This window comes from Geobacter sp. FeAm09, assembly GCF_008330225.1.
Classification (GTDB): Bacteria; Desulfobacterota; Desulfuromonadia; order Geobacterales; family Pseudopelobacteraceae; genus Oryzomonas.
This window is the reverse complement of sequence record NZ_CP042466.1, coordinates 1375355-1389313: the sequence shown is the minus strand read 5'-3', so window position 1 is coordinate 1389313 and position 13959 is coordinate 1375355. Positions and strand designations below refer to the sequence as shown.

The following is a 13959-nucleotide window of genomic DNA, read 5'->3' as shown; positions in this document are numbered from 1 at the left end:
GGGGTGTCGTTACCCTGATCCTCCAAGCATAATGCTTGCCAGATATTCGGGAACGACGTGACCATCTGCCGGAACGGACGCAACCGGCCGAGACCACGCTATGGTTCAGGTACCATAACGCCTGCCCCATATGCCCATGGCCGGCAACCAGGGGGTAAGGACCTGACTGTCGGCCATGAAGGGGTACGCCACGGCAGCTTTTTGAGCATCACATGCTTAATTAATAGGCACACCCGTTTAAGGGGAGGCAGGGTTCCTCCTACAGGACATTGTGCTCGGTGCGGGTAACGATCTCGTCCTGAAGCTCCCGGGACAGGTCGCAGAAGTAGTCGCTGTAGCCCGCCACGCGCACGATCAGGTCCCGGTGGCTCTCCGGGTCGGCCTGGGCGGCCCGCAGGGTCTCGGCGCCCACCACGTTGAACTGGACATGGTGGCCGTCCATGCGGAAATAGCCCCTCACCAGGCTGGCCATCTTGTCGATCCCCTCCTCCCCCGCCACCAGATGCGGCGAGAACTTCATGTTGAGCAGGGTGCCACCGGTGCGGATATGGTCCATCTTGCCCGCGGACTTGATGACGCTGGTGGGGCCGTTGCGGTCGGCCCCCTGGACCGGCGAGATCCCTTCGGAGAGGGGTACGCCGGCCCGCCGGCCGTCCGGGGTGGCCCCCACGACCGAGCCGAAATAGACGTGGCAGGTGGTGGGAAGCATCTCCACCCGATACTGCCCCCCCTTGCTGTTGGGCCGGCCGTCCACGGCGGCGAAGAAGCTCTCGAAGACCCGGCGCATCAGATCGTCGGCGTAGTCGTCGTCGTTGCCGTACTTGTGGGTCCGGTTGATCAGGCGCTGGCGGAGCAGTTCCTGCCCCTCGAAATCCGAATTGAGGGAATCCAGGAGCAGTGCCAGGGGCAGGCGGCCGGAATCGAAGACCTGCTCCTTGAGGGCGGCCAGGCAGTCGGTGATGCTCCCGATCCCCACCCCCTGGATGAAGGTGTTGTTGTAGCGGGCCCCTCCGGCATTGTAGTCCAGTCCCTTCTTGATGCAGTCGTCGATCAAAACCGACAGGAACGGAGCCGGCATGAGGTCGGCGAACATCTGCTCGATCAGTTGGTTGCCCGCCAGCTTGATCTCGATGAAGTGGCGCAACTGCCCCTCGAAAGCGACGTACAGATCATCGAAGGTGAAAAACGCGGCCGGGGCGCCGGTATGCGGCCCCACCTGACGGCCGGTGCGCGGGTCCAGGCCGCTGTGCAGCGCCAATTCCAAAAGCTTCACCAGATTGAAATAGCCGGTGAGGATATAGGCTTCCTTGCCGAAGGCCCCCACCTCGACGCAGCCGCTGCACCCGCCCGCCCGGGCGTCCACCAGGCTCTTCCCCTGGCGAAGCTGTTCCTCCACCACACTGTCGGCGTTGAAGATGGAGGGGAAGCCGTAGCCGTTGCGGATCACCCGCAGGGCGTGCCTGAGAAAGGCGTCGGGGGACTTGCGGGAGAGTTGGATGTTGCTGCTGGGCTGGAGCAGGTGCATCTCGTCGATGATGTCCAGGAGGAGGTGGGACACCTCGTTGGAGCCGTCGGAGCCGTCCGGCAACAGCCCCCCAGGTTGATGTTGGCGAAGTCGGTGTAGGTGCCGCTCTCGGCCGCCGTCACCCCTACCTTGGGGGGAGAAGGGTGATTGTTGAACTTGACGAAGAAGCACTCCAGGAGTTCCCGGGCACTGTCCCGGCTCAATGTCCCTTCGGCCACCCCCTTCTCGTAGAACGGCAAGAGGTGCTGGTCCAGGTGCCCGGGGCTCATGGAGTCCCAGCCGTTCAACTCGGTGATGATGGCCAGGTGGCAGAACCAGTAGGCCTGGAGCGCCTCGTGGAAGTCCCGGGGCGCATGGGCCGGCACATGGCGGCAGACCTCGGCGATGCGCAGCAGTTCCAGGCGGCGCTGCATATCATGCTCCTGAACGGCCAGCCGTTCGGCCAGTTCGGCGTGCCGCCCGGCAAAGAGGATGACCGCGTCGCAGGAGATATCCATGGCGGTGAGCTGCTCACGCTTGCGCCACGCCTGGGGGTCGTTCGTGAAATCGAGCCGGGCGATCTCACCGGCGATCTGGGTCTTGAAGTCCATCAGCCCCCGTTGATAGAGCTTGCCGTCCAGGACCGTGTGCCCCGGCGCCCGCTGCTCCATGAACTCGGTGAAGATGCCGGCGGCGTAGGCCTCGTGCCATTCGGGCTTCAGTTGGGCAAAGATCTTGTCCCGCAGGGAGCGGCCGCGCCAGTAGGGGATCACCACCTTTTTGTAGGCCTGGCGGCATTCCGTCGGTACGGCGTAACTCGTCAGGGGGCGGGTATCCAGGATATGCAGGTCATCCAGGCTGTGGCAGGTCAGCTCCGGGTAGGTGGGAACGGCCTTGGGCGCGGGGCCGCGCTCGCCCACGATCAGTTCTCCCTCCCCCAGCCAAATGGTCTTGTGACGGCAGATGTGGAGAAACGACAGGGCCCGGGTTACCGGGACCGAATACTTCCCCTCGTTCTCCCGGTAAAACTCCGTGATCAGCAGCGCCCGCTCCGCGGAAATGCTCGGCCGGGCCTCCAGGCTCCTGCGCCGCAACTCCTCTGTCCGCCCGGTCATACCCTATCCTCCGATCCTTGTCGTCAGTCCTGCGCCTCGAAATATCTCAGCCACCTCTTCCATGCGCTCCCGGGACGGCGTTGCCGTGTCATTATCCGGCATGGCACGCCCCAGGCGGCCGAGCTTGGCGTGCCAGGTCCGGTGGAACGGGAGCAGGTTCACCTGGCGCACCCCGGGGATGCCGGCCGCCAACCTGGCCGTTGCCGCCAGGTTACCCATATCGTCGTTCACGCCGGGGATGATGGGCACCCGTATCCAGATCGCCCCGTGGGCCTGTCCCAGGGCCGCCAGGTTATCCAGCACCAGGCGGTTGCCCAGGCCGGTGGCTTCGCGGTGGCGCCGGTCGTCCATCAGTTTCAGGTCGTAGAGGATCAGGTCGGCCAACCCGGCAATCTCCAGCAGGTGCTCCCGGGGGGCAAAGCCGCCGGTGTCCACCGCGGTCCGTATCCCCTGCTCGCGGCAGGCGGCAAGCAGCGACCGCAGGAACTCGTACTGCATGAGCGGTTCGCCGCCGGAGAAGGTGACGCCGCCGCCCGACTCCTCGTAAAAGACCCGGTCCTGCATGACAACGGCCAGCACCTGGGCCGTGGTCATCGCCGTGCCGGCCAGGGTGCGCGCGCCGGGGGGGCAGGCCTCCACGCACGCCCCGCACAGGATGCAATCGGCCGGGCTCTGTTTACCGTCGCCGATGATCCCCCGGGGACAGGCCGCAACACACTCCCCGCAGGCCAGGCAGCGGCTCGCCATGACGGTCGCCTCAGGCTCGGGGGCTTGGCTCTCGGGGTTGTGGCACCACCAGCAGCGTGCCGGGCACCCCTTCAGGAAGACCGTGGTGCGGATGCCCGGGCCGTCGGAGATGGAGTATTTCTGGATATTGAAGACCAGGCCCCGTTCCATGGTCACGGCGTCCCCCGGTCATATTTCGCATATGATGTTCTGGGCATCGGCGCAAAATAACATGCATGTTGTTACTTTTCCAGGCATTTTACTGCCGGGGCGTAAATTTAATTAAAAAAAGGGCTGCGCCATGAGACGCAACCCGTTGCTGGTGCCGGATCACAGCCCCCCCGGCAAGGGGGGGGCCGCCATAGGCTGGAAAAGGCAGTGATTTTCTCTGTGCCTCCGAGTGCTTTGCGAGAGACGGCCTTTGACGTTCCGTTCCCCGGCCTGCTCCATCGGCACGCTCTACTCGCACCGTTCTTCCAGCTCCAGTATGGGAGCCACCGCGACCCGGTAGGCGCCCGCAAGGGAGGACGCCACGAAAGTACGTTCCCATGCCTGGAACCGTTCCTGCTCGCCATCCAGCGGCACCGGCCCCTGTCCGTCGTATCGGGCCTCCCTGGCCACGAAATCGAAGGACATTTCCGCGGTCACGCCAGGGGAGGCGGCGGTATCCGGGAAGCTGGCGATGAAGATGATGGTGCCGTCGGTATCGATGGCGATTTCGGCCGGACAGTGCCCGGTTGTGGGAAGACGGCTCTCGCAGGTAAGGACGCAGGCCGTGAAACGGTCGGATATGTGGCTATGGATGATGGTCCGGAGCTCTTTCGCAATGAGCCACGGCAGGTTGTTGGTATTCAAGAACACAATGAAATCGATCCTATAGTGGAGAGATGGAGTTCCGCACCTTCAGATAATCAGCCGCTTCGACCGAGCCGGTGGCAACATTGATGAGTTGGCGTTCGATGACATCGATCGCATGGGACCGGTCATCGTAGTTTCGTGAAAAGTTCATCAGCAGGATGTGGGTCGCGGCGGTCTCGGCCCCGAACCGTTCCCGCAAATCCTCCGGCACAAAGGCCATATTGCTCGCATCGTATTCGTCAAGCACCTGATTGACGTCATGCCTGTTAACCAGCTTGAAGGCGTATTTCTGAAAATACCTGGAAAGATCGAGCAGATGATTTTCGTAATCGGCAATCAACTCCTCGGTTGTTGCATGCACAAACTCCTGGTAACCGTCATACCCCTCGTACGTAGCATCGATCTTGATATTGCCCGCAACGACGGCGATCCTGATATTCTGGTTGCAGGAGAGATAATAGAGCTTGCTGTCGATGGGAAATTCGTTTTCCGCAGTCTTGTTGTGCGAAAGGGTTGTCAAGCCGTAGGACCTGGAAAGATTGCTGCATGCCGACAGCAACAGAAAAGACATTATGAGGAATGCATAGAATAACTTCATAGCAATACCTGAGAACAGGAATAACAAAGAGGGCTGCAGCTCCGGCAACGAGCAGCAGCACAGTAGCAAATTCCGTACAGGCTTTCAAGTATTGTGACAGCCTCAGCCCGGGGAAGCGCCGGGAGAGTGCCGGGGCGCCCCGGCTGTAACGGGTCTGCATCTGGGAGCCGCGACACCGGCAGCGGCCGGAAGGACAGAAATAAACGGGGGAACCAACCCGCCGGAATGCCGGCGCCCCTCGCCTCATCCCGGCACGGCAAGGTGTCCGTGGTCACGTTCGCAGTCGTCCAGCACCGACTTGAGAATCGCCAGAGCCCGGCTGGCCGGCGAAAAGGTCAGCTGCCGGCCCAACTGGTAGGAAAATTTCCGGTACTGTTCACTCTCCTGACCAAAGATGCTGACGAGCAGGTGCTGAACGCTCGTCGCCCACAGGTAGGCCATGTTGGCGTCAATCCTGAAGTCTCCGATGACGTGCTCGCCGGGGCTCCGCTTGGTGGCGAGCACCTGTTCGCCTACTGCAATCAACTCCTCGATCCTCTTTTTCGTTTTTTCGTCCATTGCCGTGAACCTTTCCTTCGCTTTCCGCAGCATCGGTGATTTTGCCACCGGGGTGGCACGTTGAGCATGGAACCGCCCCCATCCGCGCTGCATGACGTATACCAATGTCAATAATACTATTTGGTTGAACTGGCATGCGCGCTCGGCTATAGTGCGCGGCTGGCAGGACACAATCAATTCATTCTAGCGACAGGTGCCCCTATGGAAGAAACCGAAGCCCTCTGGACCGAACTGCGAAACGCCGTGTTTAAGCACCACTACGAGACCGCCGCCGGTCTGCTGGCGGCCCACCCCGAACTCCTGACCGCCACGAACTCCGACGGAGAGACCGTTCTGCATTTCCTGGCCGTCGAAAACGACACCGAAGGCGTCTCGTGGCTGCATGAACGGGGCTGCGAACTCAACACCCGCAATGCGAGCGGCACACCTGTTCTCTTTGAGGTCGCCCAACTGGGCCTCAAGGAATTCTATGCCTGGTTTGTCGAGCACGGCGCCGATTCGGGCGCTCTGAGCACCGATGGCCAGGACATCGTCACCCACCTGAAAAAGTACAAATGCGATGAGATGGCGGCATTTGTGGAACAGTACGGAGCTTAGGAGCTTCCCGGTTACTCCGCCCGGTGGGCGCGCCCGGCGGCGCTCCCGCCCTCGGGCGGCGGCAACGGCGTGCGCCGCCGTTCCATGAATGTGAACCGGTTCTCCGGTCTGCTCGGCCGCGGTAATGAACGGGGCGTTTCCCTTCCCCCGCCTTCCCCCGCCCGCCTCGTCCCTCCCGCGACTCCCAGGGCACGGTCCTTCGTGTTCGCCAAGCGTGTATGCACCTCCCCTTTTACCCCACACAAACGCACATTTCAATCGCAATTTCAATATGTTAAAAAAATTACCACATTCTTCGTCGTGTTAAAAAAATTAACATTTTTGGTCCTTTCGACAAACATCCCGGCATGACACGAAAAAAGGCGTCCGGAAAAACTCCGGGCGCCCCTGTTTGTGTCGTTTCGATACAAATACGACGGTCGCGGCGGCAATGGCATTCCATTGCCGCCGCGCTTCATACATCGGTTGACACGCAAAGATCAGCAGGAAACGGTTCTCCTCCTCCTGCCGAGATTGACATCAAGCCCCCCCTGCCTGATGATGGTCTGGAGTTGTTCATTGCTGGGATACCGTCCCTTGCTGACCAGTTCGCCATCGACAAACATGAGCGGCAGGCATTTTGCCCCTTCGTCCTGCAACAGCCTGGCCACGGCGGCATTGGCGGCAAAGGCCTGGGGGTTGTTTACCAGGCCGTAACGCTCCACCTCCACGCCTGGAGCCTGTTTCTGTATCTGGAGAAGCGCCACCTGGATTCTCACCAGTTCGGGGTTGACGCTGAGGCCGCAGGCTCCGGTAAAACAATATGCGGCGGGATTGTAGATTTCAATCTTCACGGTTGTTCTCCTTTGGTGCGGCTGGCTACGGGGCGCGACGCCGGTGCAGGCCGTGGCAGCGGCACTATAGCACCACTCAGGGGAAGCCGGAACGGAATTCGGGAGAGAGCGGCAGATTTCAGGACACATGCCGCAATGGACGGCAGGCGCGAGGGAAAACGCGTACCCCGTGCGGTTAGTCCGTAGTCGTAATTTCGGTTCTTCGGCCGCTGCCGGCGTTGCGGTTCCCTGGAGACAGGCCTGCTACACCTGCGGCGCCGCGCTTCGGCCCCGGCCCAAACGCCCGGGATCGTTCCCGCGACTCACCGCCGAGGCTAGCCATTGATCCATCTGGTCGCCTCGGACATTGATGAAAACGTGCGGATGTGCCATGGCAGGTTCTCTATCTCGGCATACATCTCCACCACCCGGCCCCAGCCGAAATCCAGATTATCTGCCGACACCAGGGCCGTCCTGCCGGGAGGGCGCCTGTCGGCGTACTGCTTGATGAAAACAACGATCTTGCGTAGTTCCACCACCGAGATCCTGTTGCCGCTGGTCATGCGCAGGTCCCAGATAACATCGGCCGTCGGGGTCCCGTTGTAGAAGTCACGGAGAGCGGCCATCTGGCCATCAAACGTCAGCTCTCCTTTCGCGGTAAAAACGGTCAAACTGCGCGTGTCATGCACGTGGGGAAGAATGGTCATTTCGGCAGGCCTTCCGGTGAAGGGGGAATTGTCCATAACAGGCTTAAATTACTAATATGATTTTGGCGCTACTGCAATACCACCCCGCGCACTTTCTCAATTTTTTCATATTTTGCCGCAACTGTGGCCGCACAGCGAGTGCGGCCCACCCGCCGCCAAGCGGACAACACGGCCAACCAGGATTTCCCATTACCCCATCTGCCGCCACCGGTCCCCCGCCGCCGGGGCGACCCGGGACGGGCACCATGACAACTGCGACGGAAAAATAATCGACCCGGACGGGCCGGCATAAAATGTGGTTTTTTTTCACATTCTGGAGTATTTTGAGAAACAGTCCCGTCCCGTTTTTTGTCTCGTGGGGCGTTGGAGGGTATTATGAAATGTTCCATGGCCACCCGTTTCATGGCGTACCTGCTCCTGGCGGTGCCGATGACTGCGGCTTCCGGCGCCCTTGCGGCCTCCCCTCCCTTCACCGGCACGCTCCCCGTCTTCACGACGGGCGACCCTCCGGCAGGAAGTTACGTGGGCGGCGTCCAGTTCGACCTGGCGATACCGGCAGGCGTCACGGTGACGAATGTCGTCAACAAGTCGGACCAGGGAAGCATGGTGGCATTCAATCCTACCACCGCCACGTCGGTACGGGTCGCGGTGGCAAACGTGGCATCGGGTATCAGCACCCTGTTTCTGTCCGTTCAATGCAGCGGCACTTTTACCGGCATGGTCACGACCGATTTCGTGATCGGCAACGCCCAAACCTTCGACACGTTGGGCAACGCGTTGTCCGGCGTCACCCTGACCTCGTCCTACAATCCCGATGGCGACCTGAACAACGACGGCCAGGCCAAATCCGCCGATGCCCTGGTGGCCTTGCGCATTGCCGTCGGGCTCACCCCTCTGACGGCCCCGGCCCTGATACACGGCGACATGAACGGCGACGGCAGCATCACCTCCGCGGATGCCCTGTTGATCCTGCGCAAGGCGGTGGGCCTGTAGGATTCACGTCCGGCCCATCCCTGCCGCAGGGGATGCGCAAAAAAAGGCACACGGGTTGGCCGATGGCGCCAACCCGTGCTTTTTTGTCCAACCGGGAGTGTAAATGAGCCTCCAAAGGGGGTACCCCGCCACCACGACAGAACCATCGCGATCTCCGCAAACGGAAACATCCGCAGGAAACAACGAACGAAAACCGGGGAAACAAGGCCGTGTGGCAGGATGACGGGGACCTTCACGCCGGCAAAGGGAGACGAACATGATACCGTGGGAACTCATGGACAGCGCACAGGCGCCGGGAGGCGGCGAACTGCGGCTCTACCGGCGCGGCAGGGAATATTCGATCCAGGTCAACGGCAACGAGCTCATGAACAGCCGGGTTCACGGTTCGGAAGAGGCGCTGGCGGAGTTGGCCTGCGCCCGCATCGCCGGCCGCCCCGCTCCCCGGGTCCTGATCGGCGGGATGGGCATGGGGTACACCACCGCCGCGGCGCTGCGCCGGCTCGGTGCCGACGGCCGGGTGGTGGTGGCCGAACTGGTGCCCGCGGTGGTGGAGTGGAATCGGGGACCGCTCGCGGACTTGGCCGGATTCCCCCTCGACGATGCCCGGGTCACGGTTCGTGAGCAGGATGTGGCTCTGGTCCTGCGTTCGGAACGGCAGGCCTACGACGCCATCCTTCTGGACGTGGACAACGGCCCCGAGGCCATGACCCGCAGGGGCAACCAGTGGCTCTACGGTCCGGCCGGCCTGGAGGCGTCCCTGGCCGCCCTGAGGCCGGCCGGGGTGTTGGCCGTCTGGTCGGCCGGTCCCGACCGGGCGTTCACCGAACGACTGCACCTTGCGGGCTTCGAGGTGCATGAAGTTCGAGTGCCGGCACGGGGCACGACGATGAAAGGGAGGCAACACACCATCTGGCTCGGCACGCGAAAATCCTGAAAAGAGGGCGCGGTTGACCAACGTAAAAGAGTCGCTGATCGGCTGACGGGAATTTTTACACTGCATCTACCGCATTAACGGCAATCCCCCCCCAATCAAGCCATACAACTGTAAAAAATTTCAACAAATTGGGCAGCGGCCGCGTCCGGCGTCGCCAACAACGAACAAGCCCCAATCATATCGCCATATTATAATATTGGTATATCTTATGCTTTAACCATTTCATGGAGTTTCAATTTTACCGCCCCCGCCATATCACGGGGACATGGAGGCTGGGAACACCATCGAGGAAAGGGGTTGATGAGCATGCCGTGGTACATTAATCCGGCTCTGACCTGCAGGGTGTTAAACAGGATCGCCAACCGCATCTCCCGGACGAACCTACAAGACCTTAATGCGACCCTGGACCGTGCCACTGAATTGATCTGGAACAAACAGGAGTGCTACAATACAAAAAATGCCGGCCGCAAGGAGGGATGAGCAGCCCCCAACAAAGGAGTAGTGTCTCCAACGCGGGATTCACCGGAAAGACCGGGAGCGGTTCATACCGTGGCACGGCCTGGCTGGCCCTCTGCCAGGCCATGCTCCCTCTCGCCGGGCTCGCGCAATTCCCGCGAAAACAGATCGACGTGCGATGGAACCACTGCGTGAGACTTGAGATACTTGCCCATTTTCTGGTCAACCTTCGCGACATGGTCCTTCCACCAGGCGAACACGAGCTTATTGGTTTCTATCACATGGCGGGTCGCGACACCATCGAGGGTGATCTCAACCTTGAGCGCTTTGAGCTTATCGGCAAACCGGTCATGTTCCTTTTTATGTTCCGCATATTCGGGATAATTGCAGCGCATGAGAATGATCTCCTCGGCCTGAAAATGCCGGACCGCATACTCGTCCAGAAACGCCAGCAACCGCACCAGTTCCCTTTTTTCCTTTCCCTGCCGGCACGCATTGAGCAATTTATTGAAACGTGACAACAGCTCTTTATGTTGATTGTCTATCTCCGGCACACCAACCGCCAGCGACTCCTGCCACATCATTCCCATTCAGATTCACCTCCCGTGCCCATAAATAGTGGGGCGCTTCCGGCGCAGCCCCCGTTCCCGACAATGCGGCGTGCCCACCTGGGACACAACCGCCCGCTCCGCCCATTTACTAGCAGATTAAATGCCATTTTTTAAAGTCATTTAATATTAACGCTTTAACAACACCGCGCCACCGACAGGTGTGCCGGGAGGGGACAGGGTGTACCCATGGGGGACAGGAAACAGGGCACGTGGCGCAACACCCGCAGATATTGGGTTCTGGGTACGGGAAGGCGGGAAGTCCAGTCGACACCTCCACACCCGCTATCTCGCGCCGCGAAGGACTGGGGCAAATGAAAAAAAGAGGAGAGGTTGCACGTAAAAACAAAAAGGGTTAGCCGATTAAGCTAACCCTTTGTTATTGTTGGAGGCGACGAGCGGATTTGAACCGCTGAATAAAGGTTTTGCAGACCTCTGCCTTACCACTTGGCTACGTCGCCACAAGGAATGTGGACGTTCCTTATATACAAATTACCATCTGCCTGTCAATCCTTATTTGAACTTGATCGCCACCCCGGTGGCACGGTATTCGGTCGACGGTATTACCACGGACATGACGTAGGAGCCGTCGATCTCCGGGAAGATGATGGCGTCCGCCCCCATCTTGGCCGCTTCGCGGCGCAGTACCGCGGTGCCCCAGTCGTAGACGTCGGTTTTGTTCAGGGCGTCGGTTTTGAACACTTCGCGGGTGATCTGAATCCTGCCGATCTTGATGTAGGGACGGATGACTTCATCCTGGGTCAGGATCGGGGGAAGGCCGGAGGCGTCGTCGCGGGTGTTGGAGTCCACCCCGGCACACCCCGTCAAAAGCGCAGCAACGACAATCGCCCGGAGCCCGAATCGTCTGAGGTGACATGTGATTGCCCTCATCTTTTTGCCCCCTTCGTGCAGTTTTTCCCTCTGGACAGAGCGTGGTCGCCATGCTAATGTCTGTCACTTTTTATAGCAACAAAAAAAGCTACACCACATTTTTTCGAAGGAGTGGGAAGGATGTCAGGTCATAATAAATGGAGCACCATCAAGCACAAAAAGGGTGCGGCGGATGCCAAGAGAGGCAAGATCTTCACCAAGCTGATCAAGGAGATATCCGTTGCCGCCAAGTTGGGAGGCGGCGACCCCAACGGCAACCCGCGCCTGCGGACCGCAGTCGATAAGGCCAAGGCCGAGAACATGCCCAAGGACAATATCGACCGGGCCATCAAGAAGGGGACCGGCGGCCTGGAAGGTGTTACCTACGAGGAGATCGTCTACGAGGGGTACGGCCCCGGCGGGGCTGCGGTGCTGGTGGAGGTGCTGACCGACAACCGCAACCGCTCCGTCTCCGATATCCGCAGCATCTTCACCAAAAACAACGGCAACATGGGCGAGGCGGGCTGCGTCGCCTGGATGTTCAGCAAAAAAGGGCTCATCGTCTATGACAAATCGGTGGATTTCGAACAGTTGTTCGAGGCCGCCATCGAGGCGGGCGCCGACGACGTGGCCGAGCAGGACGAGCAGGTCGAGGTGACCACCGACCCCGCCTCCTTCATCGAGGTGCGGGAGGCCTTGGCGGCCAAGGGCTTCAAGCAGGCCAACGCCGAGATCACCATGATCCCCCAGACCCAGGTGGTGCTGGAGGGGAAACAGGCCGAAAGCATGCTCCGGTTGATGGACAAGCTGGAGGACAACGACGACGTGCAGAACGTGTACGCCAACTTCGACATCTCGGCGGAAGAGATGGAAAAAATCGATATGTAGACAGGGGGGGCTTCGGCCCCCTTTTCCTTTGGGAGGCCCGCATGGAGAAAGCAACCTTTGCCGCCGGTTGTTTCTGGGGCGTGGAAGACGCCTTCATGGATGCGCCCGGCGTCGTGGCCACCCGGGTCGGCTATACGGGCGGCCGCACCGAAAACCCCACCTATGGCGATGTCTGCAGCCATGCCACCGGCCATGCCGAAGCGGTGGAGATCACCTTCGATCCCAGCCTGACAACCTACGAGCGGCTCCTGGACCTATTCTGGGAGTGCCACAACCCGACCCAGTTGAACCGCCAGGGCCCGGATGTGGGGGACCAGTACCGCTCGGCCATCTTCTACCATTCGGAAGAACAGCGCCAGGCCGCCGAGGCGGCCCTGGAGCGCCTCGACCACTCGGGCAGACTGCGCCGCAGGATCGTGACCGAGATCGTCCCGGCCGCCACCTTCTGGGAGGCGGAGGCCTATCACCAGAAGTACCACCTGAAGCAGGGGGGCGGCTGCGGGTTCTGACACCCCTCCCCTCCGGCCGCCCCTTTTCATTCCATTCTCTTCTAAAAGACTGTCGAAAAAGTTCAGGTTGTTCAAAAATAGTCAGATCGCTGCACCCGCTCGACAAGCCCTGAGGAGGCGTAGCAGGCCTACTCCGCCGAAGCAGCGTTGGCTGCGAAGGCCGGGCGCTACGCCGCACGAAAGGGCTTTCGAGGACGAAGGCCTGATGGCTGTTTTTCGACAACCTCTCAAACTTGTGTCAGGGGACCAGCACAATCTTGCCCAGGGTGTTGGTCTCCATGACGGCGTGATGGGCCGTCGCAGCCTCGGCCAGGGGGAGTTCCCTGCTCACCACCGGCCGCAGGGTGCCGTTTTCCAGGCCGGCCACGAAGGCGGCGTGCATGGAACCCAAGTCCTGGGGCGTAGCCTGGTAGAGGGTGACCCCCAGGATCGAGGCCTCGCGCCCCATGGTGTCCCGCGGGTCGATTTCGACCCGGCCGCGGCTGCCGATCACCGCCACCCGGCCACCCGTGGCCAGCACCGTCAGGTCCTTGGCCAGGTTCACGTTGGCCAGCATCTCCAGGATCACATCCACCCCATGACCGCAGGTCAGGTCGGCCAGTTTGTCCAGATAGCCCGGTTCGTGGTGGTTGAGCACATGATGCGCCCCCTGGGCCTGTACCAGCGCCCGCCCTTGATCGGAACCGGCCGTGCCGATCACCCACAACCCGGCGGCCCGGGCCAACTGCACCGCGCCAAGCCCCACCCCACCGCTGGCGCCATGCACCAGCACCGTTTCCCCGGCCTGGGCGCGGGCCCGCTGGAACAGGGCGCGATAGGCCGCGCCGTAGGGCACCCCGATGGCAGCTCCCTGGCCAAAGGTGATCCCCTCGGGCAGGGGATGGGTCTGGGCCTCGGCGCAGAGCACCTGCTCGGCATAGGTGCCGGAGACGGACCAGGCCACGTACACCCGGTCGCCCACCCGGCGATGCTTCACCTCCGGCCCCACCGCGGCGATCACCCCGGCGGCGTCGATTCCCGGCGTATAGGGGGGTGTCGCGGCGTGTTGGTACAGACCGGAACGGATATAGGTATCCACCGGGTTGACCCCGGCGGCCTTGACCGTCACCACCACCTGGCCCGGCCCCGGCTCCAGGTCGGCCACATCTTTCAGTACCATGACCTCGGGAGGTCCGAATTGCGTAACGTGTATCACTTTCATCCCCATCCACTCCTTTCCTTCGACG

Annotated in this window: 14 protein-coding genes, 1 tRNA gene and 1 pseudogene; 5 read left to right on the top strand and 11 right to left on the bottom strand. The window is 61.1% G+C overall.

Features of this window, described 5'->3' with window-relative positions; all coding sequences use genetic code 11:
- Positions 1 to 259: 259 nt before the first annotated feature.
- The 5 genes and pseudogenes from hypD to FO488_RS06450 form a co-directional block, all read right to left on the bottom strand.
- A pseudogene (gene hypD / locus FO488_RS06470) lies at positions 260 to 2619 on the bottom strand (trans-4-hydroxy-L-proline dehydratase).
- Between the two features lie 3 nt (positions 2620 to 2622).
- Positions 2623 to 3516, bottom strand: a complete 894-nt coding sequence (locus FO488_RS06465) for a glycyl-radical enzyme activating protein (RefSeq protein ID WP_149209801.1) — start codon at positions 3514 to 3516, stop codon at positions 2623 to 2625.
- 288 nt (positions 3517 to 3804) lie between these two features.
- Positions 3805 to 4206: a DUF2787 family protein gene (locus FO488_RS06460; protein ID WP_149209800.1), complete on the bottom strand. Its 402-nt coding sequence runs from the start codon at positions 4204 to 4206 to the stop codon at positions 3805 to 3807.
- 13 nt (positions 4207 to 4219) lie between these two features.
- On the bottom strand, positions 4220 to 4723 hold the full coding sequence (locus FO488_RS06455; RefSeq protein WP_168205925.1) for a hypothetical protein: 504 nt from the start codon (positions 4721 to 4723) through the stop codon (positions 4220 to 4222).
- A 321-nt stretch (positions 4724 to 5044) separates the two neighbouring features.
- Positions 5045 to 5392 carry a hypothetical protein gene (locus FO488_RS06450; protein ID WP_149209798.1) on the bottom strand — a complete coding sequence of 116 codons (348 nt, stop codon included), beginning with the start codon at positions 5390 to 5392 and terminating at the stop codon, positions 5045 to 5047.
- Between the two features lie 168 nt (positions 5393 to 5560).
- Between FO488_RS06450 and FO488_RS06445 the strand changes: the two genes are divergently transcribed.
- A complete protein-coding gene (locus FO488_RS06445) occupies positions 5561 to 5956 on the top strand; it encodes an ankyrin repeat domain-containing protein (RefSeq protein ID WP_149209797.1) in 396 nt (131 codons plus the stop codon).
- 479 nt (positions 5957 to 6435) lie between these two features.
- On the opposite strand, the gene arsD is transcribed toward FO488_RS06445, so the two are convergent.
- Together arsD and FO488_RS06435 are read right to left on the bottom strand one after the other, a co-directional pair.
- Positions 6436 to 6789 (bottom strand): arsenite efflux transporter metallochaperone ArsD, encoded by a 354-nt coding sequence (gene arsD, locus FO488_RS06440; RefSeq protein WP_205743373.1) that lies wholly within the window; start codon positions 6787 to 6789, stop codon positions 6436 to 6438.
- 314 nt (positions 6790 to 7103) lie between these two features.
- Positions 7104 to 7439 carry a hypothetical protein gene (locus tag FO488_RS06435; RefSeq protein ID WP_205743372.1) on the bottom strand — a complete coding sequence of 112 codons (336 nt, stop codon included), beginning with the start codon at positions 7437 to 7439 and terminating at the stop codon, positions 7104 to 7106.
- A gap of 411 nt (positions 7440 to 7850) precedes the next feature.
- On the opposite strand from FO488_RS06435, the gene FO488_RS06430 reads away from it, so the two are divergent.
- Positions 7851 to 8468 (top strand): dockerin type I repeat-containing protein, encoded by a 618-nt coding sequence (locus FO488_RS06430; protein WP_149209794.1) that lies wholly within the window; start codon positions 7851 to 7853, stop codon positions 8466 to 8468.
- 256 nt (positions 8469 to 8724) lie between these two features.
- Complete coding sequence (locus FO488_RS06425; protein ID WP_149209793.1) at positions 8725 to 9402, top strand: hypothetical protein; 678 nt, start codon at positions 8725 to 8727, stop codon at positions 9400 to 9402.
- Positions 9403 to 9944: 542 nt separating this feature from the next.
- On the opposite strand, the gene FO488_RS06420 is transcribed toward FO488_RS06425, so the two are convergent.
- From FO488_RS06420 to FO488_RS06410, 3 genes are all read right to left on the bottom strand, one after another.
- Complete coding sequence (locus FO488_RS06420; RefSeq protein WP_149209792.1) at positions 9945 to 10448, bottom strand: bacteriohemerythrin; 504 nt, start codon at positions 10446 to 10448, stop codon at positions 9945 to 9947.
- A gap of 404 nt (positions 10449 to 10852) precedes the next feature.
- Positions 10853 to 10927 (bottom strand) — tRNA-Cys (locus tag FO488_RS06415).
- A gap of 52 nt (positions 10928 to 10979) precedes the next feature.
- On the bottom strand, positions 10980 to 11357 hold the full coding sequence (locus FO488_RS06410) for a hypothetical protein (RefSeq protein ID WP_149209791.1): 378 nt from the start codon (positions 11355 to 11357) through the stop codon (positions 10980 to 10982).
- Between the two features lie 120 nt (positions 11358 to 11477).
- Between FO488_RS06410 and FO488_RS06405 the strand changes: the two genes are divergently transcribed.
- Both FO488_RS06405 and msrA read left to right on the top strand, forming a co-directional pair.
- On the top strand, positions 11478 to 12224 hold the full coding sequence (locus tag FO488_RS06405) for a YebC/PmpR family DNA-binding transcriptional regulator (protein WP_149209790.1): 747 nt from the start codon (positions 11478 to 11480) through the stop codon (positions 12222 to 12224).
- A gap of 41 nt (positions 12225 to 12265) precedes the next feature.
- Positions 12266 to 12733, top strand: coding sequence for a peptide-methionine (S)-S-oxide reductase MsrA (gene msrA / locus FO488_RS06400; protein ID WP_149209789.1), 468 nt, complete (start codon positions 12266 to 12268; stop codon positions 12731 to 12733).
- A 238-nt stretch (positions 12734 to 12971) separates the two neighbouring features.
- On the opposite strand, the gene FO488_RS06395 is transcribed toward msrA, so the two are convergent.
- On the bottom strand, positions 12972 to 13934 hold the full coding sequence (locus FO488_RS06395) for an NADPH:quinone reductase (RefSeq protein ID WP_149209788.1): 963 nt from the start codon (positions 13932 to 13934) through the stop codon (positions 12972 to 12974).
- Positions 13935 to 13959 lie beyond the last annotated feature (25 nt).

Excerpts from the sequence above, each read along its gene's own strand:
- FO488_RS06465 (WP_149209801.1), bottom strand. The coding sequence starts at position 3,516 with ATGGAACGGGGCCTGGTCTTCAATATCCAGAAATACTCCATCTCCGAC.
- FO488_RS06450 (WP_149209798.1), bottom strand. The coding sequence starts at position 5,392 with ATGCTGCGGAAAGCGAAGGAAAGGTTCACGGCAATGGACGAAAAAACG.
- FO488_RS06445 (WP_149209797.1), top strand. The coding sequence starts at position 5,561 with ATGGAAGAAACCGAAGCCCTCTGGACCGAACTGCGAAACGCCGTGTTT.
- FO488_RS06430 (WP_149209794.1), top strand. The coding sequence starts at position 7,851 with ATGAAATGTTCCATGGCCACCCGTTTCATGGCGTACCTGCTCCTGGCG.
- FO488_RS06425 (WP_149209793.1), top strand. The coding sequence starts at position 8,725 with ATGATACCGTGGGAACTCATGGACAGCGCACAGGCGCCGGGAGGCGGC.
- FO488_RS06420 (WP_149209792.1), bottom strand. The coding sequence starts at position 10,448 with ATGGGAATGATGTGGCAGGAGTCGCTGGCGGTTGGTGTGCCGGAGATA.
- FO488_RS06410 (WP_149209791.1), bottom strand. The coding sequence starts at position 11,357 with ATGAGGGCAATCACATGTCACCTCAGACGATTCGGGCTCCGGGCGATT.
- FO488_RS06405 (WP_149209790.1), top strand. The coding sequence starts at position 11,478 with ATGTCAGGTCATAATAAATGGAGCACCATCAAGCACAAAAAGGGTGCG.
- msrA (WP_149209789.1), top strand. The coding sequence starts at position 12,266 with ATGGAGAAAGCAACCTTTGCCGCCGGTTGTTTCTGGGGCGTGGAAGAC.
- FO488_RS06395 (WP_149209788.1), bottom strand. The coding sequence starts at position 13,934 with ATGAAAGTGATACACGTTACGCAATTCGGACCTCCCGAGGTCATGGTA.